At 58.0% G+C, this 23,436-nt stretch carries 18 protein-coding genes and 1 tRNA gene; 10 read left to right on the top strand and 9 right to left on the bottom strand.

Annotated elements, in window-relative coordinates; translation table 11 throughout:
* Nucleotides 1–15: 15 nt before the first annotated feature.
* A complete protein-coding gene (gene queA / locus DIS04_RS09180; RefSeq protein ID WP_111413462.1) occupies nucleotides 16–1,056 on the bottom strand; it encodes a tRNA preQ1(34) S-adenosylmethionine ribosyltransferase-isomerase QueA in 1,041 nt (346 codons plus the stop codon).
* Nucleotides 1,057–1,192: 136 nt separating this feature from the next.
* On the opposite strand from queA, the gene DIS04_RS09185 reads away from it, so the two are divergent.
* From DIS04_RS09185 to DIS04_RS09205, 5 genes are all read left to right on the top strand, one after another.
* A tRNA-Leu gene (locus DIS04_RS09185) sits at nucleotides 1,193–1,279 on the top strand.
* Nucleotides 1,280–1,441: 162 nt separating this feature from the next.
* On the top strand, nucleotides 1,442–2,659 hold the full coding sequence (locus DIS04_RS09190; protein WP_111413463.1) for a tyrosine-type recombinase/integrase: 1,218 nt from the start codon (nucleotides 1,442–1,444) through the stop codon (nucleotides 2,657–2,659).
* 176 nt (nucleotides 2,660–2,835) lie between these two features.
* A complete protein-coding gene (locus DIS04_RS09195; RefSeq protein WP_111413464.1) occupies nucleotides 2,836–3,024 on the top strand; it encodes a helix-turn-helix transcriptional regulator in 189 nt (62 codons plus the stop codon).
* 159 nt (nucleotides 3,025–3,183) lie between these two features.
* Nucleotides 3,184–4,947 carry an ATP-dependent nuclease gene (locus tag DIS04_RS09200; protein ID WP_111413465.1) on the top strand — a complete coding sequence of 588 codons (1,764 nt, stop codon included), beginning with the start codon at nucleotides 3,184–3,186 and terminating at the stop codon, nucleotides 4,945–4,947.
* Nucleotides 4,940–6,793: an ATP-dependent helicase gene (locus DIS04_RS09205; RefSeq protein ID WP_111413466.1), complete on the top strand. Its 1,854-nt coding sequence runs from the start codon at nucleotides 4,940–4,942 to the stop codon at nucleotides 6,791–6,793. Before DIS04_RS09200 ends, DIS04_RS09205 begins: the two co-directional genes overlap by 8 nt.
* A 1,562-nt stretch (nucleotides 6,794–8,355) precedes the next feature.
* Here the strand turns inward: DIS04_RS09205 and DIS04_RS09210 are convergent.
* The 7 genes from DIS04_RS09210 to DIS04_RS09240 form a co-directional block, all read right to left on the bottom strand.
* Complete coding sequence (locus tag DIS04_RS09210; protein ID WP_111413467.1) at nucleotides 8,356–9,057, bottom strand: M48 family metallopeptidase; 702 nt, start codon at nucleotides 9,055–9,057, stop codon at nucleotides 8,356–8,358.
* Complete coding sequence (locus DIS04_RS09215; RefSeq protein ID WP_111413468.1) at nucleotides 9,054–12,428, bottom strand: type I restriction endonuclease subunit R; 3,375 nt, start codon at nucleotides 12,426–12,428, stop codon at nucleotides 9,054–9,056. Before DIS04_RS09215 ends, DIS04_RS09210 begins: the two co-directional genes overlap by 4 nt.
* A 3-nt stretch (nucleotides 12,429–12,431) precedes the next feature.
* Nucleotides 12,432–13,547 (bottom strand): hypothetical protein, encoded by a 1,116-nt coding sequence (locus tag DIS04_RS09220; RefSeq protein ID WP_218938145.1) that lies wholly within the window; start codon nucleotides 13,545–13,547, stop codon nucleotides 12,432–12,434.
* Nucleotides 13,548–13,636: 89 nt separating this feature from the next.
* Nucleotides 13,637–14,878 (bottom strand): PDDEXK-like family protein, encoded by a 1,242-nt coding sequence (locus tag DIS04_RS09225; RefSeq protein WP_111413470.1) that lies wholly within the window; start codon nucleotides 14,876–14,878, stop codon nucleotides 13,637–13,639.
* 63 nt (nucleotides 14,879–14,941) lie between these two features.
* Nucleotides 14,942–16,777 (bottom strand): GmrSD restriction endonuclease domain-containing protein, encoded by a 1,836-nt coding sequence (locus DIS04_RS09230; RefSeq protein ID WP_111413471.1) that lies wholly within the window; start codon nucleotides 16,775–16,777, stop codon nucleotides 14,942–14,944.
* Nucleotides 16,778–16,826: 49 nt separating this feature from the next.
* Nucleotides 16,827–18,173 (bottom strand): restriction endonuclease subunit S, encoded by a 1,347-nt coding sequence (locus DIS04_RS09235; RefSeq protein ID WP_162623039.1) that lies wholly within the window; start codon nucleotides 18,171–18,173, stop codon nucleotides 16,827–16,829.
* Entirely contained in the window at nucleotides 18,166–20,583 is a 2,418-nt protein-coding gene (locus DIS04_RS09240) for a type I restriction-modification system subunit M (RefSeq protein ID WP_111413473.1), read from the bottom strand. The genes DIS04_RS09235 and DIS04_RS09240 overlap by 8 nt, the downstream gene beginning before the upstream one ends.
* Nucleotides 20,584–21,027: 444 nt before the next feature.
* Here DIS04_RS09240 and DIS04_RS20755 point away from each other — a divergent pair, with 444 nt between their 5' ends.
* Both DIS04_RS20755 and DIS04_RS09250 read left to right on the top strand, forming a co-directional pair.
* Nucleotides 21,028–21,195 (top strand): type II toxin-antitoxin system RelE/ParE family toxin, encoded by a 168-nt coding sequence (locus DIS04_RS20755; protein ID WP_245904531.1) that lies wholly within the window; start codon nucleotides 21,028–21,030, stop codon nucleotides 21,193–21,195.
* Nucleotides 21,192–21,488 carry an addiction module antidote protein gene (locus DIS04_RS09250; RefSeq protein ID WP_111413474.1) on the top strand — a complete coding sequence of 99 codons (297 nt, stop codon included), beginning with the start codon at nucleotides 21,192–21,194 and terminating at the stop codon, nucleotides 21,486–21,488. Before DIS04_RS20755 ends, DIS04_RS09250 begins: the two co-directional genes overlap by 4 nt.
* A gap of 1 nt (nucleotide 21,489) precedes the next feature.
* Here the strand turns inward: DIS04_RS09250 and DIS04_RS09255 are convergent, their stop codons facing one another.
* Nucleotides 21,490–21,879, bottom strand: coding sequence for a YkvA family protein (locus DIS04_RS09255; protein WP_111413475.1), 390 nt, complete (start codon nucleotides 21,877–21,879; stop codon nucleotides 21,490–21,492).
* 154 nt (nucleotides 21,880–22,033) lie between these two features.
* Here DIS04_RS09255 and DIS04_RS20460 point away from each other — a divergent pair, with 154 nt between their 5' ends.
* The 3 genes from DIS04_RS20460 to DIS04_RS09265 all read left to right on the top strand — a co-directional run bounded on the left by DIS04_RS20460 (nucleotide 22,034) and on the right by DIS04_RS09265 (nucleotide 23,424).
* Nucleotides 22,034–22,192: a hypothetical protein gene (locus DIS04_RS20460; RefSeq protein ID WP_162623040.1), complete on the top strand. Its 159-nt coding sequence runs from the start codon at nucleotides 22,034–22,036 to the stop codon at nucleotides 22,190–22,192.
* Nucleotides 22,193–22,341: 149 nt separating this feature from the next.
* The gene (gene rnk / locus DIS04_RS09260; RefSeq protein ID WP_111413476.1) at nucleotides 22,342–22,755 is read left to right on the top strand and encodes a nucleoside diphosphate kinase regulator; all 414 of its coding nucleotides are present in this window, start codon (nucleotides 22,342–22,344) and stop codon (nucleotides 22,753–22,755) included.
* A 51-nt stretch (nucleotides 22,756–22,806) separates the two neighbouring features.
* The gene (locus tag DIS04_RS09265) at nucleotides 22,807–23,424 is read left to right on the top strand and encodes a LysE family translocator (protein ID WP_111413477.1); all 618 of its coding nucleotides are present in this window, start codon (nucleotides 22,807–22,809) and stop codon (nucleotides 23,422–23,424) included.
* Nucleotides 23,425–23,436 lie beyond the last annotated feature (12 nt).

Consider the following 23,436-nt stretch of genomic DNA (forward strand, 5'->3'; position numbering starts at 1 on the left):
GGCGCGCCAGGGCGGTCAGGGATTCCGGCGGGTCAGGAACATGGCGTCGCCATAGCTGAAGAACGCATAGCGCTCGGCCACGGCCGCGCGGTAGGCCGCCATGGTGGTTTCGTAGCCGGCGAAGGAGGCGACCAGCATCAGCAGGGTCGACTCGGGCAGGTGGAAGTTGGTGATCAGGCCGTCCACGCAGCGCCAGCGGTAGCCGGGATAGATGAAGATATCGGTCTCGCCGCTGAACGGGGCGATCTCGCCGTCGGAGCCGGCCGCACAGGCACTCTCCAGGCAGCGCACGCTGGTGGTGCCCACCGCGATCACCCGGCGTCCCGCGGCCCGCGCGGCGCGCACCTTGTCGCAGGCCGCCTCGCTGACCTCGATCCATTCGCTGTGCATGCGATGCTCGCGAATGTCCTCGGCGCGCACCGGCTGGAAGGTGCCGGCGCCCACGTGCAGGGTGACGAAGGCGCTCTCGACGCCGGCTTCGGCCAGGCGTTGCAGCAACGGCTCGTCGAAGTGCAGCCCGGCGGTGGGGGCGGCCACGGCGCCGTCGCGGCGGGCATAGACGGTCTGGTAGCGGTCGCGGTCGGCGACCTCGTCGGCGCGGTCGATGTAGGGCGGCAGCGGCATGTGGCCATGGCGCTCCAGCAGCTCGATCAGCGGCGTGTCGCCGAGAAAGCGCAGCTCGAACAGCGCCTCGCGACGGCCCTCGACCACCGCGCGCACGCCGCCCTCGAGGATCAGCTCGGTGCCGGGCTTGGGCGACTTGCTCGAGCGGATATGGGCCAGCCCGCGGTGGGCGTCCAGCGGCCGCTCCAGCAGCATCTCCACCTTGCCGCCGCTGGCCTTGTGGCCGTGCAGCCGCGCCGGGATCACCCGGGTGTCGTTGAATACCAGCAGGTCGCCGGGCGCGAGCAGCCCCATCAGGTCGGTGAAGCGGCGGTGGGCCAGCGCACCACTCTCGCCGTCCACGCAGAGCAGGCGGCAGTCGCTGCGCCGCTCGGAGGGATAACGGGCGATCAGCTCCTCGGGAAGCTCGTAGTGGAAGTCGGCGCGCTGCATGCAGGTGGGTCCGCAAAAGGTCGAAACGGGCGGCTGGCGGGCAGCCGCAGACAGCCGGCAAGGATACCGAAAAACGCCCTGCGCGTCAGGCCTTCCGATTGACCTGCCACACCGGCCACGTATAATGCTCGGCGCTGCCGGCGTGGCGGAATTGGTAGACGCAGCGGATTCAAAATCCGCCGCACGCAAGTGCTTGTCGGTTCGAGTCCGACCGCCGGTACCACATTTACTTCCCAGGTTTTCCCAAGCCTTTCCAGAATCGCTGTAAACTCCCGGTTTTCAGCGAGTTTCTTATCCCAGCCTTTCCCATGATGCCTCTTTACATCCCAGAATTTTGGGGATATCAGTGGGGGTATGTCTTGATGCCTTGCGCCCAGGTACCCCCATGAAGCTGACTGCTACCGCCATCAAACAAGCCAAACCCGCTCAGCGCGATTACAAGATGAGTGACGGTAAATCGTTGTATTTGCTTGTAAAAAAGAATGGGTCAAAATACTGGAGACTCAAGTACCGTTCCTTGGGCAAGGAAAAATTGCTGGCGCTGGGGGTGTATCCTGAAGTCTCGCTGGCTGAGGCCCGTCGTGTGGCCAGTGAGTCACGGGAGCTCATTCGACAAGGCATCGATCCACTGGAATACCGAAAGCAGCGCCAGCAACAGAATGTGGACAACGCCCGCAACAGTTTCAAGGCGATTGCTCATGAGTGGTGGAGCCATGAGCAAGGCCGCTGGGAGAAAGGGCATGCTCAGAGGGTGTGGAAGTCGCTAGAGGTTGATATGTTCCCATACATTGGGAATAAGCCTATCACAGCGATTACACCACCCGAGGTATTAGCTGCCATTCGGAAGGTTGAGGCCCGGGGAGCCCTGGACGTGGCGGGTCGCGTGTTGCAGAGGACATCAGCAGTATTTCGTTTCGCCGTGCAGACGAGCAGGGCATCCGTGAACCCTGCTGCTGAACTGAAGGGGGTGCTCACCAAGCGCCGTGTCCAGCACCGTCCTGCCTTGCCCCGTGATGAGCTCCCAGAGTTCCTGAAGCAATTGGATGAATATCATGGTCACCCGGTGACTCGCCTTGCCTTGAAGCTGCTGGTGCTGACCTTTGTTCGTAGCGGTGAACTGCGCGGAGCTCGCTGGGATGAGTTTGACCTAGCCAACCGCCTCTGGCGCATCCCTGGCGAGCGTATGAAAATGAGTGTTGAGCATCTGGTTCCATTGTCTCCACAGGCTATCAATGTGCTCAGGGAGCTCAATGCGATAACAGGTCAATACGACCTGGTATTTCCAAGTGATCGCAACCGCCATAAGTCGATGAGCGAGAACACATTGCTCTATGCTATGTACCGCATGGGGTACAGGTCTCGTGCTACACCACATGGATTTCGAGCGGTGGCATCATCGATCCTCAATGAAGCAGGATTTAACCCCGACGCCATTGAACGCCAGCTAGCTCATATCGAACGTGACCAAGTGCGAGGGGCCTACACGCATTTAGCCAAGTACATGGACGAACGCAAGCACATGATGGATTGGTACTCTGACCATCTTGATCAGCTCCAAGCGGGCACCGCAAATGTGGTACCGCTGCGGAAAAATGTTGTTTGAATCCAATTCCATAGATGTTTGAATTGTATTACAGCGATTGAATCCAATTCTAAAAAAATTGTCTTGGCAACCTAGTTTAGGGTTGCTAGCGTATAAGTGCTGTTGCATCATAGGAGGTCAGAGTTTAGAGAAGTGTAGTTTGCTTCCACTCTCTGACACATAGGGAGTTTCTGTTGATGAACAGGCTTATTAAAAGAAAAGTGGTTTTGGAGAAAACTGCTCTTAGTAATTCTTCACTTTATAGGTTGATTGCTTCTGGTGACTTTCCGCCGCCAATACAGCTTGGGGCGCGTTCAGTTGCTTGGGTGGAGTTTGAGGTGGAAAAGTGGATTGAGGGTAAGATGAGCTTATCCCGATCCTCGTGAATAGAAGTTATCACTATATTTAATTTTGACATTGCGGCTGCTTCGAAAGAAGTGGCCATTTTTCATTTATTGAAGAATTGCCTAGCTTTTGCTATTTTGTTTCCTGAGCATGGCGGGCGTGAAATAACACAAATACTATAGGGCGCAGGGAGGAGAGGGATGTCTATTCTTGTAAGCATGGTCCGCGTTTCAGGGTTTAGAGGCATTGAGAATTTTGAGATTGAGCTTGGAAAGACTACTGTTCTGACAGGCATGAATAATGCAGGGAAGACTTCCCTCTTAAAATCTCTGCAATTGGCATTAGCTGGCCGGCAATCCTTAACCAATGATGATTTATATATCAAAGGGAATAGTGCTGCTGAGAAAATTGTTATTGATACTCTAATTGTTCCTGTTGATGAGGCAGGTGCTCGCGTTAATGACTTTGGTGAAGATTGGGAAATACTTTTTACTACTGATAGAATAAGAACAGATGGTGAGCAAGATTTCATACCACTAAGGACAGTAGCCCGCTTTGATCCGGTTAAAAATTCCTTTGATTATGAGCAATTCATAATGCAGGTTTGGCCACCGTTCTTCGAGGGTGGTGTTTACTGGCATGAAACGCCTGATGGATCTAAGTCAAGGTTTTCTTTTGACGAAATTCCATTTTTCCTTGTGGATGCACAGCGGGATATTTTAGAAGACACAAAGTTAAGAAACTCGTATCTCGGGAAAATGCTATCTCGGGTAGAATACTCTGACGATGATGTGTTTGAAATTGAAGAGCAAATAAGAAGTTTGAACGAAAGAGCAGTAGAAGGAAGCGACATACTTAGGGGTATAAAGCTGGCGTTGAGCGAGCTAGATACCGCAATGAGCTCAAGCAGCGATGGTGTTGAAATTACTCCATTCACTAAAAAGATACGTGATTTAAGCAAGGGGCTGACAATATACTATGCTGATGGAGAAGATAGTTTTTCAATGGAATACCATGGCATGGGAACTCGAAGCTGGTCTTCTTTGTTGACGCTTAAAGCTTTCATTAACTTGCTCAGTAAAAGCTCGGTACGTGAAGGCATGGTTTTTTTCCCCATCGTAGCAGTGGAAGAGCCTGAGGCGCACTTGCATCCAAATGCTCAAAAGAAAATATATAAGCAGATTGCTGATATTGAAGGGCAGAAAATAATTTCCACTCACTCGCCATATATAGCCGCTTCTTCGTGCTTGGCAGAGGTGCGTAGCTTTTACAAAGATGATGTTTTGAGATGTGGAAGAATTAATACTGAGGAGTTGACTTCTGAAGAAGCTAGAAAAATATCTCGCCAGGTAGTGAGTAGTAGAGGCGAAATGTTTTTCTCTAAGTTAATAGTGTTCGTTGAAGGAGAGACTGAAGAGCAGGCGCTGCCAATTTTCTTTGACTTCCACTTTGGAGTCTCCCATGTCGAAATGGGGGTTGATTTCGTTTCTGTCAATAGTTATACGGCTTATTTGCCTTTTTTAAGGTTTTCTGAGGGGTTGAACATCCCTTGGCTGATTTATAGTGATGCAGAAGAAAGTGCAAAAAAATCTGTGTCGAAGCAATTAAAAAAGATTGGGAAGAGTGAGGATGAAGTTGGTAATTTTGTTGTCTTTGTTGATGATGGTAATGACTTCGAGAGGCAGCTAATCCAAGATGGCTATACTGAAGAAATCAAACAAGCCATTGCTTCTTTTGATGTCTACCAAACGGAACAGCATAGAAATGCAAGAGAGGAACAAAGGCTCGCTGAGATAGCGGCCTATACCAACGATGAGCTTTACGGTATCATAACGTCTGATAAAACCAAGTACGGCCCAGTTTTAGCCGAACTTATAGTGCGAGGTGGTAAAGCCCTTCCGCCTAAAATCATCGACCTTTTTTCTAAGGTAAGGTCGGTTCTTGGGAGTCAAGACAATGCATAGCTCTGTAGAATTGTCACCACAACAGAAAGCAATTGTTTTTGCCGAGAACGGTCCAATTTATGTTAAGGCTAGTGCGGGAAGTGGTAAAACAAGAGTGCTAACTGAGAGAGTCAGATTCTTGTTGGGAAAGACAAATAAAAAAATTCTTGCTCTCACTTTTACCAATAAGGCAGGTCAAGAAATAAAGGAAAGACTTTCGGAAATAGAAGACATTGAAAAAAGATCCTTTATAGGTACCTTTCATGGGTTTTGTCAATCTGTTTTAGAAAATCATGGCAATTTAATTGGCTATATGACAATGCCTCACATATTTGAAGATGAGGCTGATAGACTTGAGTTGATTGAACAGGCTGTCAATCAGGTTGCCACATACGCTTCAACTTATAAGGGTATGTCAGCTAAAGATAAAAAAGACTTTCGTTATCGGGCATTGGCTTTTATATCTAAAGTCAAGCGCGGCCTGATTAGCGAGGAAGATATTGGGAATCACACTGATAACGAGAATACAATATTGCTGTATAGAAATTATCAGGATATTTTGCGCTCGTTAGATGCAATTGATTTTGATGATTTGTTGTTATGTGCCTATAAGGTTCTAACTAGTTACCCAAAAGTTGCCAGGCTTTATCAGCGTAGCTTTTATGCAATTTGCGTTGATGAAGCTCAGGATTTAAATAACGCGCAATATAATTTCTTGCGTGCCGTGGTGAATCCTGATGAGCCTAATATAATGTTGGTGGGAGATCCTAATCAATCAATTTTTCACTTTAACGGCTCCTCTCCGGACTTCATGGATGTAAATTTTGTTCGTGATTTTTCGCCAGAGGTAATTGAACTTACTGAAAACTACCGTTCATCTATTGCAGTTCTGGATGCAGCTAGAAAGTTAGTTCCAGAAGCAGAATATTACGAAAGAATGGTTAAGCCGGGGGTTTTTGAGCTGCATGCTGCTGAGAACGAAAAAATAGAGGCAGAGTGGGTTGCTAATAGAATTTTCGATATCGTTAGCGCTGGAAAGTATGATGATATAGAAGGGCAAGTAACTTACGAAAGAATTGCTGTGCTGGCTAGAAACAAATATCTTTTTAAGCCGCTTGAGGAAAGCCTTACAAAAGCGGGGTTGCCATTTTATTATAAGATGACGCCCGGCGCTGTTAAGTTTGAGTCTAGATTGCTATATGTGTTTGACTTGGCTATGCGCCTGAAGCTCAATCCCCGAGATGATTTACACAGATCTAGGCTTTTTAAAGAGTTGGGAGTGGATTGCGCGGAGCAGTTGCATGTAGAAGATATTACTGATCTTGTTGATGGCAATGAGATGAAACAGGCTCTTGAGCTTGTGTTATCTCTAAAGGATGATGGCAGCAACCTGAAGAAGTGCTTAGAAGAATTCAAATCTAAAGTTATTGTGGGTGATGACAATGAAAGGGCTATGGTTTATAATGATGTGGATGAGCTTTTAGTTCATTGGGTAAATTACGCCAAGCAGACTGGTAATAAGTCGCTTCATAAGTTTAAGAATGCAATGGCGCTGGGCCAGACTCATCCTTTGACACAGCATTCAGGTGTCACTTTGAGCACGGTCCACACTATGAAAGGTCAAGAGTTTGATGTTGTGTTTATTATTGGGCTTGATGACGAAACCTTTCCTGATTATCGAGCAGTGCGAAAAGGGGGGGTGGAGCTTACCCAGGAAAAAAATAACCTCTATGTGGCTTTCACACGCTCTAAAAGGTGGCTTTTTGCAACATGGCCTGAAAATCGATTAATGCCGTGGGGAGACTACAAGAGGAGGAGTGTGTCAAGGTTTCTAAGAGATTTTGATAGCAAAAAAATCTCGGCTTAGTTTTGGATTTTGTGAGCTATAAAAATTGAAAGTGCATTTGGCGTCATCACAACTTGGTGGTGGCGCATTTTTATCTTTTTAAATATTTTCCATGAAAATTGCTTAGGTCCCACTGTATAACGCGCTCTTTGCCGCTAGTGATTTCTTTTGTGATGTATTCGCAGGCCCCTTTAATATCGTAAATTTCTTTGCACCAGCTTTTCTTATCCGGGCACGATTTTACGATGTTTGCTGTTGAGCTATCTGCTTCTTCCCAGCACTTAACTATAATTTCTCTGAAGTCAAAGTTTTTCCGCCGATGTTCGCTTATTCTTGGTATAGGATTTTCAACCAGAATATGGACATGAAAGCCATCAGCTGCGTGATCCTCTAACGCCACTGCCATTAGCAGAGCTTTTTTTGAGCTTCTTCCAAAGGTCGATGTATTCAGCTGTTTTCTGAATTTTTCGATTACCGATTGTGCTTTTTTCTCGGTGACAGCATGGTTGTAATTCAGCGTTACCAGATAAGACCATTCGTATTTTTACAATAGGCCTACAATTTCTTCTCTAAGTTTGATGTTGTTGAAAAAACCTTCGTTTACTTTACCGAATTCCATTTCCTACCCCCTCTTCAAATGAAAATGCGACCAATTCTCTATACGTCACTTTGACTTAATCAATCATGCGCTTGGTTGTACCTCGCGGTGATCTGGTTGGTCCAAATTGATCGTAACCAATTGATATTAAAAGATGTATGTTTCTTTAAGATACAGTAAAACCAAGGGGAGCGCATGGCCGCTGCCCTATTCGCACCGCTAGAGCTAGCCTGTATCTCAGGGAGACGTCTATACGCTCTGCCCTGCCTGGCCACTATCGGTGAGCTCACTTGTTGGTTTATTTAGCTCGGTCTGCATTTTTTGATTCATCAGGCGCTGGTGGGGGCTGCTCAATGACCGCAAGCAGGCGTCCTCAAGCGCGTCCTGGAGGACGGGGCTAGATAGAGCCATGTGTTGCTACAAAAGGGCTGAGGGCGGGCCTGTGGCTGATGCCGGGTTGGTTAGCCTCAGCCCCATGGACTAGCGGGCTGATCTGCTGGCCTAAAAATGGAGAGCGAAGTGGCTGGGCCACCACTTGGCGGAGGGCCTGGTTGAGGAAATTAAAATGGGGGTACTTTTGGGGGTACTAATTGAGATGGTTTTCTTTTAATTTGTTATAAAACAAATAGATGAATATGGAATGTCTGTCCGACCGCCTACCACTAAACCAATAGGTTGGGTGGTGACTCTTGCATCATCTAATATCAAGGCATATCGTCCAAGTGCAGTCCTATCTTGGGACAGGTTGGGAACAGAGCGATATGCCACGAAAAGCCCGCTAGCTTTCCTCCCTCGAAGTAAAACGCCTGACTTCCCCTGGCTGGTATGCCGTGGTGGAATAGATGGCTTGTTCCTGCGTGTGGCCGGCAGCCGGTCATGGATTCCTCGCTATCCAACCGGTGAGACGCACTAATCTGGCAATGGGTCAATCCTGAAGCAAAAATGCTGCGCTAACTATTCGACGACCATGGTTTCAGCTGGCTGCTTACACCCCCTCCACCTCGATGCCGTGCCTGGCGAGCCAGGCCTTGCGCTGTTCATAGTCCGGCATGGCACGCTCCAAGCGACGCCAGAAGGACGAGGTATGGTGGGATTCGAGCAGGTGGACGAGTTCGTGAACGACCACGTACTCCGCAATGTGTCGGGGCAGCAGGATCGTCTTCCAGTGGAAGTAGACTCGGCTGCCCTTGCCACAGGAGCCCCAGCGGTAGCCCAGGTCCTGGACCTTCACGCCGGCGGGCTCGACGCCCATCCGCCGGGCGTGCTCCTTCACCCTGGCGGTGAGCCAGTCGCTGGCGCGGGCGCTGTACCAGCGAATGAAGTGCTCCCGAGCGTCGGCCATGGCATCCTCCCGCAGCTGGAAGCGCCCGGCGGAGAGCTTGAGCGGGGCGTCCTGGGCCTCCGAGGGCACGCGCTTGAGCCGGTAGCTGCGCCCCAGGTAGAGGAAGCCCTCGCCGTTGACGTACTCCTTGCGGGGCAGCCGGCGGCGGCGCTCGGCCTTCTCAGCCAGCTTCTGGTAGATCCACAGGCGCTTCTCGAGCACGAAGTCGCGCAGGAGCCGCTCGTCGGTGCCACGAGGCGCTGCGATGACCAGTTCGCCCTCGCGATCCACGGTGATCTCCAGGGTCTTGCGGCGCGAGCTCTCGCGCACCTCGAGGGTGAGATCGTCCACGGCGAGCTGCGTCATGCGTTCACCAGCTTATCGTGATTACTGCGGGCGAGATCGAGCAGCCGCTGAGCCACCTCGCTGGCCTGATCGAAGGGCACGAGCCGCTTGATCATCAGGGTGGTGAAGAGATGCTGGCGCAGCGCTTCCTGGTCCGGGATGTGGGAGGGCTTCCAGAAGTCGGGGATGGCAACCTCCTGCTGGATCAGCCCGACCAGCTCCTCGGTGGCCTCGAGCAGCTTCTGGGCGCTGGCTTCGTCCAGCTCCTCCACCGACAGGCCGCTGCTGGCCACCAGCTCCCGCCAGAAGGGCTCGGCGTAGGCCGGCATCTCGGGGATCTTCTCCCCCTCCACGTTGGCGCCATCGCGCAGCTGCCGGATCAGTGTCTTGAGCGCCTCCACCTGCTCGGCCCACTGGCCATCGAGCTGCTCCAGTAGCTCCTCCAGGCGCTCGCTGAGCCGGCCGTACTTCACCGGATCCTCGTCCATGTGCTTGCGGACGTGGGAGCGTACCGCGTGCTCCATCTCCGAGGCCTTGGCGCGGTCGCCCACCTGGCGTCCGAGGTGATCATCGAACTCGGCGTCGGTGAGCTGTACCGGTGGGATGCGCGGGTCGATGCCCAGCGAGATCACGTAGTCGTCGATCAGCTTTCGTACCTTGTTGCCGATGTCGCGGCCGAGCTCCGGGGTGTCCTTGTAGCGGTTGCGGGCCAAGGCGTGAATATAGGCCAGCCGCTTGGCGTCGTTGACGAACTCGAGCCCCTCGGGGCGCGGCAGCACGTCGTCCAGGCCTCGGTTGAACTCCTTGAGCTTGACCACGAACTCGGCGCGCACCCGTTCGTCGGCCAGCGCCTGCACCGCCTCCTCGGTGTCGTCTAGGTCGTCCACCCCCTGGCCACGCAGCACGTCGATCACCCGCAGGTGGCGATCGCGCAGCAGGGGAATCTCGTCCTTGAGGCTCTGCAGGGCTCCCTCGATATCCTCCTCGCTGTAGGCGGCCAGTGCCTCCTTGAGGTGGTTGGCTACGCCGAAGTAGTCCACCACGATGCCGTGGCTCTTGCCGTGGCCGGTGCGGTTAACCCGGGCGATGGCCTGCAGCAGCTCCGCCTCGCGCAGGGAGCGGTCCAGGTACATCACCCCCTCGATGGGGGCGTCGAAGCCGGTGAGCAGCATGCTCTTGACGATCAGGAAGGCCAGCGGGTCGTGCTTGGCCGGATCCTTGGGTGGCTTGCCGTCCAGCGGCGGCAGCGGCTTCTTGAAGCGCTTGATGTGGCTCTCGACGGCGGCGCGGTCGCTCCACCGGGCCCAGGTGGCGTCGTCGTTGTTGCCGCTGCTGAAGACCACGGCGAACTCCAGTTGGCGCAGGACGTTGCGATAGCGCCAGGCCTGGATCGCCGCCTTGACCCGGGGCGGTCGCGTCAATAGCTGGGTGTCGTCCAAGGCCTTGTCCTCGGGGGAGAGCGCCAGCGCCTCCTCTAGCAGATCGGCCTTGGCCTGCTCGAGAGCCTCGAAGTAGCGCAGGGCCGCTCGGCGGCTGTAGGCCACCAGCTGGGCCTTGTAGCCGTTGGGCAGGATGTGGGTGACGTAGTGGCGCAGGATGTCCTGGGCCTTCTCCTGAATCAGCTGCGGTGCCTCGAAGATCTGCCCCTTGGTGGCGTACTTTTTCTTGATCGCCTCCAGCTCCTCCTTGCTGTGGTCGCGGAACAGGTCCTCGAACAGGCCGTCGAGGCTGGCGCCGTCCTTGATCGCCCCCTTCGCAGTGCGCCCCTCGTAGAGGATCGGCACCGTGGCGCCGTCCTGCTCGGCCTCCTTGATGGTGTAGCGGTCGATGTACTCGCCGAAAATATCGTGGGTGCGCTTTTTGTCGCCCATGATGATCGGCGTGCCGGTGAAGCCGATGCGGGCGGCGTTGGGCAGGGCGCGCATCATGTTGGCGTGCAGGTCGCCGGCCTGGGTGCGGTGGGCCTCGTCCACCAGGATCAAGATCTCCTCGCTGGTATTGAGCACCTCGAAGGGTTCACTGAGTGAAGGCTTCTTCGGCGTGCTTGAGGAAGGGGAGGCACCCTGTTCGGCAGCGTCACGGCGACCGCTATCCAGCCCACTGTCGTCGCGTGCATACGTCTCGGCGGCTTCGTTTTCACCCTCGGTGTCCGGGTCGCGGTACTTCTGAATGGTGCCGAACACCAGGCCGGGGCCGTCGCGGCCCAGCAGCCTCTTGAGCTGGGCGGTGTTGCCGGCCTTCTCGACGCTCTCACCGGTGAGCTCGGCGGTGGTGGAGAGCTGGGCCTGGAGGTCCTTGCGGTCGGTGATCACCACCACCTTGAAGCGGCGCAGTATCGGGTCGGTGCGCAGCTTGCGCACCAGGAAGACCATGGAGAGGCTCTTGCCGCTGCCTTGGGTGTGCCAGACGATGCCGCCACGGCGGTCGGCCTCGCCGTCCTGGCGGCGGGTCTTGCCGCTCTTCAAACGCTCCACAGCCCGGGTGACGCCGCGGAACTGCTGGTAGCGGCACACCAGCTTGATGGTCTGGCCGCCGACGTTCATGAACAGGGTGTAGTGGCGCACGATGTCGAGCAGGTTGGCCCAGGTGAGCATGCCGGTGATCAGGCGCTGCTGGGCGGAGAGGTCCGCCACGCCGAGATCGATAGCCACCTCCGCCTCACGCATCGGCGCCACCGTCTTCCAGCTCAGGTAATGGGCGAAGCGGGCGCCAATGGTGCCGACACGGGCTTCATCGAAGTTGCTGGCCACCAGGAACTGGCTGGTGGCGAACAGCGCCGGCGCGCCCTCGTGCTCGCCGACCTCGCCCTCCAGGAAGCGCTGGTCGTGGTAGCGGCGCAGCTGGTCCACCGCCTGGCTGATCCCCTCCGGCACGCTGCGGCTCTTGCACTCCACCACCACCAGCGGGATGCCGTTGACGAACAGCACCAGGTCCGGGATCACGTGACCCTTGGCGCCATCGTGGCCGGGCGGGCACTTCACCTTGAACTGGTTGACCACCGTGAAGACGTTGTTGGCCGGCTCCTCCCAGTCGATGTAGCGCAGGGTCTGGCCGCGGCCGCCGTCCCAGCCCTCCAGCCCCTCCACCGGCAGGCCATTCATTAGCAGCTCGGTGGCTTGCTGGTTCGCCTCGAGCACCTTGCTGGCCGGCAGCCGGGTGATGGCGGAGACTGCCTGATCCAGGCGCGCCTCATCGAGCCAAGGCTCGCCGTCGCGCAGGTTGATCCGGCGCAGCCGCTCGCGCAGTAAGGGCACCATCACTACCTGGGCGAAGCTCTCGCGGTGGGTCACGGCGGGGTCGTCCAGCGACCCGGCCAGGAATTGCCAGCCCTGACTGACCAGCTGGTCGATAAAAGGCTTCTCGACCTCTGTGTACTCGGGTCCTGTTGCCATACGCTACCCCTGCCTGGCCATTGCCTTCAGCCGCGGGCGGAAAGCGTTAACAAATTTATTGAGCTGTTGCGCCAGCCAGGCGCGGCACTCATCGTCTGTGGCGAAGTCGTCCAGCTGAGCATAACTAGCGAAGCCGAGGCGATCAGAATTGTTCTGATAGCGTTCGGAGGTAACATTCGGCAGTTCAATCAGGATCTGGTCGCGCTCCTCATTGAGCGTGTCCAGCACTCGGGGAAGCTCGTTTTTCTTGCCAGTGAGGAAGATTCCACAGATGCCGTCCGTCATGTAGCGGTAGGCGGTGAGCCAGATCCCTGGATAGGGCATGGAAACACGGATGTGGTTGCGGGGCCGGTAGGTCGGTGCCTCCTGCTCTGGGTCGTCGAAGCTGATTCGCGTTAGCGGCTCCCACCAGGCGCGCTCGTCTGCCATCTTGGGGGTCTCACCCCTTACCTCGACCTCGGCTTCCTCGGCAACCTCCTGGAGCGAGACACCATCCCCTGCCTGGAGGTGAACGAAAGTGCGCTCGATGGTCTCAGTCTTGGCCACCACCCGTGGCTGTACCACCAGGCCCTGCTCGCCGAACTGGTAGAGGGCGACCTCCACCAGGCCGAAGCTGAAGCCCAGGGAGGCGTTGCGGGTGATCAGCTCGGCCATGCCGGTGATGCCCTCGCGTATTCCGTCGCCTGCGAGCAGCAGCAGGAAGCGCCCCTCGCGCAGGGCGCGGGCGGTGGCGTCCACGAAAGCGGCCTCGTCCAGGTCCGGCTGGAGCTCACGAGCGGCGTCAAATGGTACGTTACCCTTGAGGCAGGTGGCGACAGCGACTCGGCGCTGCAGGTCGGCGTAGCTCCACTTTGATACTGCGCGGGCGTAGTCGAGGATCTGGGCGATCACCTTGCGTCGCGCCTCGGGGTTGCGCCATAGCTTGCACTCCACCAGCGTCAGCCGGCCGGAGGGGCTGATAAAGACCGCATCCACCGGGCCGGCCTCGGTCGAAAGCTCGGTGCAGAGCGGCACCAGCGGGGCGAAGGAGGGATCGACTTCTTCGATGGGCAACAGGTCCGGGTTATCGGTGAGCAGGTCGCGCAGCCAGGCCTCGTTGCGGCCATCGGTGAAGCCCATCGGCGCGCGACGGGCGGTGGTGAAGGCGCCATGCTCGTCTTGTCTGAGGAGGATGTTTCCATAAGTAGGCATAGGCTCACCCGCTGCTGTTACTGGCTACATAGTTCTTTGGCTTTCTCAACCAGTGCAGCCTGGTGCGCCACCATATCCGTAATCAGTGCGCGGCGTACCTCGTCATCCAGCAGGCCAATGGCGGCGCTGCTGAAGTTGTTGAAGTTGATGATCTTTTCCTCATCGCCGGCCACCGGGTTGTAGTAATAGCAGACCAGCCAGTCAGGCTCTATGTCAGCAACAGCATTACCACTTCCCACTTCCTTTCGGGTCATCTCTTTAAGGTCAGGAGAAGGGACGGCAATGCCTGACTCGTTTTCCACCCTGAGCCCATAGTGGACGGCATGGTAGAGATTGACGTAGAGCCAGACATTCTTTCCTTCGAGACAGCAGATTGGCAACTTGAGTCCAACACGCTTGTTATCTCTGCTCTTGGAGTAATAGTCCTTGGAAATGGCAGCGATGCTCTTGCCGCCATAGACGCTCGGAGTAACTCCAAACTGAGCCTCGAGTGCTTCTCTCAGCTCTTGCCAGAACAGTTGCAGCACGGCGGCCTTGGCTTTGGGAAGTGACTTCTCGACCTCGAGAGCTTCCTTGAACCGCTCCAGGTCACTGCTCAGCTCGCCCGCCACTAGATCGTTCATCGTTCCTCCCCTGCCTGTAAGATTGCTAATCAACTGCTGGTACTGCTGGATGGCGTGAGCCAGAGCCGGCTTATGCTGGCTTTTCTCGATGCAGATCTGCAACCAGCGTGAGACGTCTTCAGCAAACGAAAGGCAGACCACCTTTTCTTTTCCCAACCCATTCAGGCTCATGGCGGACGGGCCTTTTCCATCCAGCGTCAAGTAGACCAGAACGATTTGCTTTTCACCGCCTGCACGCCTTTCAAGCTCATGATAGTAGTCGCAAAGCTGTGCCTTCTGGTCGAGCGCATCAATTTTGAGTTCAATGCCAACAATAGTATTGGGAGACTCGATGACAATATCGACTCGACGCTTTTCTTCTGTGGCCAACTCACGGCTAACCCGATAGCGACCTTCATAGGACGCTTGAAGGCCCAGGACGCTCTCGAGAAAAAGCTGAAGAAAAGCTCGCCCCTCGCCATGTCGTCCCTGAGGTTTCAGCAGCTCATGCAGGAACCTGGAGTGAGTATCCGCCTCATTTCGATGCACTCTGAGGATGGAGAAGATATTGAAACGCTCCCCATGCCTGTTGGCCTTCTCACGGGCGTTGCTGACTACCTCCATGAGCGCATCGGTCATGAACAGGTCATTGAGCATCGGATTCTCCCTTGATGCAGAGTTGCACTCGCTGGGCAAGGGCCGCTCGCAATATTCGTGCAATCATTCAACCCTGTCCTCTGCCTCAATCACCGGTGCGCCCTCGTCGGAGCCCAGCAGCGGCTTCTTGCCCATGGCCTTCTCGATGATCTCCAGCAGGCGGCGCTTGCGCTGTTGGTAGAAGGCGTCGAAGTTATCGGCACGCAAGGTCTCGGCGGGGATGCGGTGGCCCTCGAGCAGGGCGTTCATCGCCTCGTTGTCGAGCTGGACCTGCTGATGGCCCTGCAGGCGGGCCAGGTAGGCCGAGGGGGCGTCACCGCCGATCATCCGGTTGGCCTTATAGGAGATCGGCGTCTTGTTGATGATGGCATCGTAGACTCGCGGCGGGATGCCTTGGGCTTCGCACCAGGTCCGAGGGAAGATGTGGTGGATATCGAGCTCCACCCCCTGCTGGTCGAGCGCCTGGATATCGCCCTTCCAGAAGAAGTCCTGGGCACCCTCACGAAGGATTAGCACGTTGATGCCCTTGTAGGCGGCGCTGAGGCGGCTGCGCAGCGATTCCAGGCGGGTAGGGTCGAAGGAGGCGTCGATCACGGTACGCGGCACTTGGCTATCGTCCTCGAACCAGTGCATCAGCTCTTCCAGATCCAGGGCGATGCGGGTCTCCACGGCGCCGCCGTAGAGCTCGCCCAGCACGCCGCTCCAGAACCAGCGCGAGAGCTTGGCGTGGATGCGCCGCTCGCGCCAGCGATTGCCGAGCAGAGTGAGCACCGCGGCGAGGGGCACCAGCTGGGTGGCATAGGGCAGCTCACGACGGCTGTAGAAGCACTCTCCCTTGAGGAAGTAGGCCGCCTCGACGAAGCCTTTCTCCACGGCGTCGGCCCAGCGCTTGTAGGCCGTGAGAGGCAGATCCAGCACCGAGGCGCGCTTGGCGCTGACCGGGCGCACCTGCTTGCCGGTCCTGCCGGCCTTGAGGTCCTCCAGCTTGCGCTCGCGGGTATGCAGCAGGGTAATGGCCTGGAGCAGGTCGGTGCTCTCCACATCCTTGAGCAGCTCTTGCTCCTCGAAGCGGACCTTGCGTGAAGGCACGTTGCGGATGTCGGAGCCGTACCAATCGTCGCGCAGGTTGTAGCCCTCGGCGGCGTAGCTGGCGGTGATCAGCTCGAACACCGAGAGCTGCACCCCGCCGGTGTTGACCTTCTCGAACACTAGGCAGACCGCCTCTTTGGAGGTCTCCTTCTTCAGTTCGATCACCGGCAGCTGGTAGGCAGAGAAGGCGCTGAGGATTCGCTTCTGAAACTCCAGAAAGGCACCCATGGCCTCCTGGTTGTAGCGGAACAGATCCTGCAACCATTCAGAGGAGTCGAGGATTTTATCGCAGGGGAAATGAAGCTGTTCGCACTCTAGCTGGCGGGTGGAGAGATCCAAGTCCACCTTGCGGCCGAAATCGCTGCGCTTCTGGCGGGTCTCGTCCACCGCCACCACGGCATCCTCCAGTCGATCCTCGCCTTCCAGGGCGGTACGGATGTCGAAATAGTAGTGGCGCTTGATCGCCTTGCCCTTGGCGGTACGTGTATCTACCGGGGCATCCAGGCCCACCGCCTGCGTCAGGCTGGTGAGGCGCTGCTGGCCGTCGAGGATCAGCTGGTCCGGCTCCTTGGTCACGCTGTCCGGGTCGATGCCCTCCACCGGGCGCGTCTCGAAGCGCACCTCGCCGCCGGTCTCCATCAGCATCACCGCCCCCACCGGGAAGGAGCGGGCGATGCTGACCAGCAGGCTCTGCACGTGGTCGTCGTCCCACACCCAGCCGCGCTGGAAGTCGGGGAGCTGGATCTTGCCGGTGGTGATGTCCTTGAGTAGCTCGGGCAGCGAGCGCTTGGTGCTGTCGAAGGTGGTCATGGCGATTCCCTGTGCGATGTGGTCTTGATGTTCTTATGAAAGCCCCGGTCTATGCCGGGGTGGTGGCCTGGGCCTGGTCGAGCAGCGGGGTAACGCGGACGCGGCCGGTAAGGAGGTCGTCCATGAGGCTAGCCTTTTCGTAATTTAATTTTCGGAGTGTGGATTTTTCGGAGTGGATTTTAGTTTTGGTGGCTCTATAAGCACTGTCGATCCTTAATTGTTCTGCCTTAGGAGGAGTCGCCATTTTGACCGACATCATTCTTTCTGGAGAAGTATGACGAACAGTCGTTCCCGTTGCCTCGGCAACCACCTGGTGCCTGAATTTCTGAGAGTTTATGGCTAGCACAACAAAATCAATACAGTTGACTGATTGGTCGCGAAGAGAAATTTTTCCGATCCGCTGATTATGAAGAAGATCTTCGCCTTCACCTAAGACTACGGCTCTGCCCAGAATTAATGTTTTTGGGGAGAGGTCAGTCATAACAGTGACAGCATCGCTATCACTAAGAACGTATCCTGAAGGGATCTTCCCTGTAAACCACTTAGAGTTTCCGGGTTCAAAGTAAAGACCACCATTCCTGTGGAAGTTTCCTGGGGTGAGTAGTCGCTTCCCTTCAGGCTTATCAGAGAAAAACTCTCCTTCGAATGCGTACCCATGAAGGATTCGGGCTATTTCTCCCAAGGTTTGACATTCCCACTCCCTCGGAATCAACCCCAGCGGCGACTCCTTGTAGAGTTCCGGCGCCTGCTCGGGGCTGGGGCGGAGCTGGCCGTTCTCGTCGATGCCGCGAGTAAGCAGGTCGTGGAGCATCCCCTCCTTGACCTTCTCCAGCTTGGCGATCAGCGCCTCGGTCTTCTGGATTTGGGTGTCGAGGGTGTCGAGGATGTGGGCGAAGAAGCGCTGTTCTTCATGCGAAGGAGTTGGCACAGAGGCTTTCATCAGCTGAGAGCGACTAAGCTCCAGTTGATTGGTTGATCCTGTGTAGCAGTTGGCTTCCAGGTGCCTCTGGAACCTTGGGTTTCGAAGCAGCTCGTTTAGCCACCTGGGATCAACCTGATTGTTTCGCGGTCTTAAAAGAGTCACATGGCTGTCAACGATGAAATTGCCATGACCATCGAACACCGACGACCGCCCAATTGTCCCTGTCCCCGTTGAGTTGAGGAGCACATCCCCCCCAGCCGGGATAAGGTGACCACCCATCACCTTATCGTCGTGCGGCCGTGAAAGGCTTGGATCAAAGCCTTTATCAGTTATGCAGCGCTGTCCAATAGCATTGACAGTGCTGGCCTCAACATATCTTGGCCCCTTGCCCCGAGAAATCACTTCACAAAGGTTCTCTAGGGTGGTTGTCGGCCATTGGGCATGGTTTGGCATATCGACTCGCTGCTCAGACATACCCCAGTTCCTCCAGATACCGCTGCAGCTCCCTGGCGGCGGCATCCCGCTCGGCCTCGATATCGGCCAGTGTCACGCGGTACTTGTCCCACCAGGTCTCGAAGGCGGCGATCACCTGCTGGCGCTGCTGGCGGATATAGCGCTCTAGGATGCCCTTCAGGTCGTTATGCAGAATGGTGCCGACCAGCTCGGCGGCGGCGGGCTCGTCGAGGGCGTCCACGGCGGCGTTGAGGTGCTCCTCGAAGCTGGCTACCTTTGCCCTGTGGGCCTTGCGCACCTGGGTGCGCTGGCTCTTCCAGGCCTTGACCTGCTCCGGTGTCGGGGCGTCGTCGTCCTCACCGCTATCGGCGTCGGCTTCTTCTGCGTCGTCGGGCTTGGCCTCAGCGGCCTTGATCCGGGCGTCCAGCTCCGCCTTGCGGGCAGCGAGCTCCTCGAGCTCGGCGACGTACTCCTCCAGCAGGAAGTGGATCAGGCGATGGTCCAGCGGGTTGGCCTTGCTCTGCTCGTCCTCCAGAAGGCTCACGATGCTGGTGCGCCAGGCATCCACTACGCCCAGGCAGCCGCGGGCCTGCAGGGTGCGGAACTCGTTCTTGTTGTCGAACCAGAAGCCCGCGATGATGCCGCGCACCGCGAAGCGGTCGAGCATGGCGGTAGGCTCCAGGGCCGCCGTGAAGCTGCCCAGCAGCTCGTCGCGCAGCCGGGTGAGGCGGCCGCCGTTGCCGGTCAGCCCGGTGATGCTGCCGCCGTGCTCGGCCCACCAGGCCTCGAAGGCGGCCATCACGCTGGCCTCCTTCTGCTGCAGGCCGGCGTCGGCCTCGATGGCGGGCTTGAGGTCGCGCTTCTCGCTCAGGTGCTCGGCGAAATCCACATAGCCAGGGTCGTTCGCCCTGGGGGTAAAGAGCGCCATGGGGTCGAGGCCCTGGGCGTCGAAGAGCGGGCGCCTGGCGTCGATCTCGGCCACGGGCACGCCGCCCTTGAGGTGGGCGCGCACATCCTGGGGCTCCGGCGGCGGGGTGTTGTCGGCGTAGCGGCGGATGTTGAGGTTGTAGTCGTTGTCGCGCAGCTCCGCGAGGGGCACCACCCGGGCAAAGCCGGGTACGTCCTCGAAGGTGTCATAGGTACTGGCGATCTTCTCGATGTGCTCGGGCAGCAGGTGGTTCTGGGCGCGGCCCTCAAAGTACTCGCGGTCGGCGTTGATGAACAGCACCCGGCCCTGGCGCTCCTCCGGCTTGGCGCCCTTGGCGCGCAGCACCAGGATGCTCGCCGGGATGCCGGTGCCGTAGAAGAGGTTGGGGGCCAGGCCGATCACCGCCTCCACAAGGTCGTCCTCCAGCATGCCTGCGCGGATGCGCTTCTCGTCGCCGCCGCGGAACAGCACGCCGTGGGGCATGACGGTGGCCAGGCGGCCGTCGGCCTTGAGGCAGGCGACCATGTGCTGCAGGAACATCAGGTCGGCCTTCTTGGCGCCCTCCGGCACGCTGCCGTAGTGGAAGCGCTCGGGGAAGTGCTGGCTCGGCGTGTAGCCGATGGAGAAGGGCGGGTTGGTGAGGATGCGGTCGAAACGCCTTAGCTCGCCGCCCTCGACGTGCTGCGGGTCGGTGAGGGTGTCGTCGTTTTGCAGGTCGGCACTGCTCACCCCGTGCAGTAGCATGTTCATCTTCGCTATGGCCCACACCGAGCCGGAGGCCTCTTGGCCAAAGAGGTTGAGCCGGCGCGGGTCGCCGCCTTGCTCCTCGAGGTACTCCTTGGAGAGGATCAGCATACCGCCCGAACCCATGCAGGGGTCGTAGACGCTGTGGCCCTCCTGGGGGGCCATCAGCCGCACCATCATGCGGACCACCGGACGCGGGGTATAGAACTCGCCACCCTTCTTGCCGGCGGAGTCGGCGAAGTCGCGGATCAGGTACTCGTACGCCGCGCCCAGCAGGTCGGGGAACTCGAAGTCTTCGTTGCGCAGCCGGTACTCGCTGAAGTGGACGATCAGTTCCCGGAGCTTCTTGTCCGGCAGGGTGGTGGAGCCCACCTTGCGGGTGAAGTCGATGTGCTCAAGCACTCCGTTAAGGCTTTGATTATGCTCCTCCAGGCCGGCCAGCGCCTTGTTGAGCGCGCTGCCCACCCCGTGGTGGGCCTCCTTCAGCAGGTACTGCCAGCGCGACTGCGGCGGCACATAGAAGGTGGCGCGATACCAGTCGGGGAATTCGACCTGGTGGGCGATATCGATCTCGCCTGCCCCGGCCTGCCTGAGCTGCTCGCGGACTTCCTCCTGGCGATGTTCGAAGACGTCCGAGCAGCGCTTCAGGAAGAGCATGCCGAAGATGTACTCCTTGAACTCCGAGGCGTCCATGCGCCCACGCAGGATGTCGGCGGCCTTGAACAGGTGCCGCTCCAGCTGATTGAGGGTGAGGATCATGTTACTGCGGTTCCCTGAGTTCGATGAGCCGGCTGCATCAGACAGCCGTCATAATTAGTGTCTATCTCATCAAACTTGGGGAAAGAAAGCCACGCTCGAAAGGTGGAAGCTGGTATTCCCGCTGGCCCGCCAGCCCCATCTCTCCCTACCTCGCCATGGAGTACTACCGGAGCCGGACAAACCGGACGCTGAAACCGGACAGGTGGACGAAGTGGACATATTAACGGGCGCAGGTTGGCTCTAAGGTTCCTTTCTGTAGCTTTTAAGCTACAACACTCCGATGATGGAGATCACACACTACCTGACCGCCGATGGCCATGATTCTTTCCAAGCCTGGCTGGACGCCACCAAGGCGAAGGATCGCCGTGCCGCTATGCGCGTGCTGACCCGCCTCAACTGTCTAGCTGCTGGCAACGCAGGTGATGCCAAGCCGTTGGTGATGGTGTGCTGGAGCTGCGCATCGACTATGTCCTTGGTTATCGCGTGTATTACGCCAAAGTGGGCAGGCGCCAGGTGATGTTACTGATCGGGGGTACCAAGAAGCGCCAGCAGGCCGACATTGAGCAAGCCAAGGCGTTTTTGGTAGATCACCGAAGGAGAGCACAGGCATGAAAAGCCACGACACAGCTGTCATCGAAATGCTGCGCGATGAGCCGGAGATGGCCCTTGACTACCTCCGTACCGCCTTCGACGAGGAGGGCGGGGAGTCTGCTTTCCTGATGGCCTTGCGCCACGTGGTGGAGGCTCAGGACGGCATGGCTGTCGTTGCTGAGCGTGCCAAAGTATCACGGGAAAGCCTGTACCGGGCGCTCTCGCCCAAGGGGAACCCGACCCTGCGCACCATGACCGCCGTCATCAAGGCGACCGGCATTCACTTTCACGACCTGACACACCCTGCCTCCTGAATTACCCAAACCACCTGGCCAGCGTGGCCCTGGCCTGCTCGCGGTGCTTGTCGTTGATCTTGGCCGCGACGATGGCCAGCGCGCCGGCCAGTACGCCCATGTCGTCGGTGTAGCCGAGGAACGGGGTGAGGTCGGGGATGGCGTCGATAGGCGAGATGAAGTAGCCCAGTGCGCCATAGATGGCGGTCTTGGCCCACAGCGGGGTCTCGGGGTCCTGGGCCGAATAGTACATCTTCAGCGCGGGAGTGAGGGTTCGCCTCCCCGCCTGGCGGGCGCTGTGCGAAACCTTGTCCCAGAAGCTCTCTTCGGAGTAGTGCGCCGCATTCGCCTCGAGGGTGCCCTCGAGAGTGTCCGGCTCGGGGCTGTCACGGTGGCTGTCGTGTGTCTTCATGCGCGATCCTTGGTGCCTTTGCCTGTCGCTTTGACAGCAGGGGGCGTTGCCACGTTCGCGTCGCGCGATGGTGCCTGGGCGGCGCCGTGGCAGGTGCCTTGATGTCGCTTCCCGTCCGCTGCATGCTGGCCGGTAAATCCTGGAAGGAGGCGGTATGGGTGTGAAGCGGTTTGCCTGGGCGCTCGGCGTCCTGGGGGTGGCGCTGGCGCTGTTCGGCTGGCAGAAGCAGAGCCCGGGGGCTTTCGTCGGCGTGGCGCTGGTGGCCCTGGCGGGCGTGCTGCTGGCGACGGCGCGGCGGCGTCCGGAACCCTAGCCGATGCGGTGGGCCTGACATTCCCCACGCTTGAGCTTATGATAGAGGAAGTCACAGTCCTTCTCCCCGTCGGGGCGAAGGGCTGTTTTCGTTGCATGGCCGGCAGCCACTGATGCCTTGAGCGTCGCTGCCGGTGTCAAGGAGGTCGTATGTCGTCCCGTCCCCCCCTCATCATCAACCGCCTGGATGCGGAGCGGCTGCAGCGCCTGATCGACCAGGCGGACGACAAGGATCGCTTCGTCGCCGACTGCCTCGAAGAGGAGCTCGAGCGCGGCGAGGTGATCGACCCCGAGGAGATCCCGGCGGACGTGGTCAGCATGAACAGCCAGGTGCAGTTCACCGACCTGACCCGCAACCGTCAGATGATTCGTACCCTGGTCTACCCCCATGCCCTGGACGCCACCGAGGACGGCATCTCGGTGATGGCGCCGATCGGTGCCGGGCTCATCGGCCTGCGCATCGGCGACGAGATCGACTGGCCGCTGCCGGGCGGCGGCGTGGCACGCCTGCGCGTCGACGCGATCCTGTGGCAGCCCGAGCGGGAAGGGCAGTTCCACCGCTGAGCCAGCGCGTCGGTCGTCAAACGTCGCTCGTCAAACGTAGAGGAGCAGGGGATGCCGTTCACACTCTGGATGTCGCTGGTGGCGGTGTGTGCCATGGGTGCGATGTCGCCGGGACCGAGCCTGGCCCTGGTGCTGCGCCACACGCTGGGCGGCGGGCGCATGCCCGGCATTGTCGCGGCCCTTTCGCATGCCGCGGGGGTGGGGTTCTATGCCCTGCTCACGGTGCTGGGCCTCGGGGCGCTGATCGTGCGTTTCCCCACGCTGTTCCAGGCGATTACCTGGGGCGGCGCGGCCTACCTGGCCTGGCTCGGGATCAAGGCGCTGCGCGCCGGGGGCGCCGCCGCGCTGGAGGCGGCCGGCGTCGCCACCACCCGTCGCCAGGCGGCCCGCGAGGGCATGCTGGTGGCGCTGGGCAACCCCAAGCTGATCCTGTTCTTCGTCGCGCTGCTCAGCCAGTTCGTCACCCCGGAGATGAGCCTGGCGGCCAAGGCGATCATCGTCGCCACGGCCATGGTCATCGACGGCGGCTGGTACGTGCTGGTGGCGGTCTCCCTGACGCACTCCCGTGTCCTGCCCTGGCTGCAGGCGCGGGCGCACTGGATACATCGCATTACCGGCGTGATGCTGCTGGCGCTTGCCTTGCGGGTGGTGGTCGGCCCCCTCGGCTGAGGGCCGAGCGTT

It is taken from the genome of Billgrantia lactosivorans, from assembly GCF_003254665.1.
In the GTDB taxonomy this organism is placed as follows: Bacteria; Pseudomonadota; Gammaproteobacteria; order Pseudomonadales; family Halomonadaceae; genus Halomonas; species Halomonas lactosivorans.

Excerpts from the sequence above, each read along its gene's own strand:
- queA (WP_111413462.1), bottom strand. The coding sequence starts at position 1,056 with ATGCAGCGCGCCGACTTCCACTACGAGCTTCCCGAGGAGCTGATCGCC.
- DIS04_RS09190 (WP_111413463.1), top strand. The coding sequence starts at position 1,442 with ATGAAGCTGACTGCTACCGCCATCAAACAAGCCAAACCCGCTCAGCGC.
- DIS04_RS09195 (WP_111413464.1), top strand. The coding sequence starts at position 2,836 with ATGAACAGGCTTATTAAAAGAAAAGTGGTTTTGGAGAAAACTGCTCTT.
- DIS04_RS09200 (WP_111413465.1), top strand. The coding sequence starts at position 3,184 with ATGTCTATTCTTGTAAGCATGGTCCGCGTTTCAGGGTTTAGAGGCATT.
- DIS04_RS09205 (WP_111413466.1), top strand. The coding sequence starts at position 4,940 with ATGCATAGCTCTGTAGAATTGTCACCACAACAGAAAGCAATTGTTTTT.
- DIS04_RS09210 (WP_111413467.1), bottom strand. The coding sequence starts at position 9,057 with ATGACGCAGCTCGCCGTGGACGATCTCACCCTCGAGGTGCGCGAGAGC.
- DIS04_RS09215 (WP_111413468.1), bottom strand. The coding sequence starts at position 12,428 with ATGGCAACAGGACCCGAGTACACAGAGGTCGAGAAGCCTTTTATCGAC.
- DIS04_RS09220 (WP_218938145.1), bottom strand. The coding sequence starts at position 13,547 with ATGGGCTTCACCGATGGCCGCAACGAGGCCTGGCTGCGCGACCTGCTC.
- DIS04_RS09225 (WP_111413470.1), bottom strand. The coding sequence starts at position 14,878 with ATGCTCAATGACCTGTTCATGACCGATGCGCTCATGGAGGTAGTCAGC.
- DIS04_RS09230 (WP_111413471.1), bottom strand. The coding sequence starts at position 16,777 with ATGACCACCTTCGACAGCACCAAGCGCTCGCTGCCCGAGCTACTCAAG.
- DIS04_RS09235 (WP_162623039.1), bottom strand. The coding sequence starts at position 18,173 with ATGTCTGAGCAGCGAGTCGATATGCCAAACCATGCCCAATGGCCGACA.
- DIS04_RS09240 (WP_111413473.1), bottom strand. The coding sequence starts at position 20,583 with ATGATCCTCACCCTCAATCAGCTGGAGCGGCACCTGTTCAAGGCCGCC.
- DIS04_RS09250 (WP_111413474.1), top strand. The coding sequence starts at position 21,192 with ATGAAAAGCCACGACACAGCTGTCATCGAAATGCTGCGCGATGAGCCG.
- DIS04_RS09255 (WP_111413475.1), bottom strand. The coding sequence starts at position 21,879 with ATGAAGACACACGACAGCCACCGTGACAGCCCCGAGCCGGACACTCTC.
- DIS04_RS20460 (WP_162623040.1), top strand. The coding sequence starts at position 22,034 with ATGGGTGTGAAGCGGTTTGCCTGGGCGCTCGGCGTCCTGGGGGTGGCG.
- rnk (WP_111413476.1), top strand. The coding sequence starts at position 22,342 with ATGTCGTCCCGTCCCCCCCTCATCATCAACCGCCTGGATGCGGAGCGG.
- DIS04_RS09265 (WP_111413477.1), top strand. The coding sequence starts at position 22,807 with ATGCCGTTCACACTCTGGATGTCGCTGGTGGCGGTGTGTGCCATGGGT.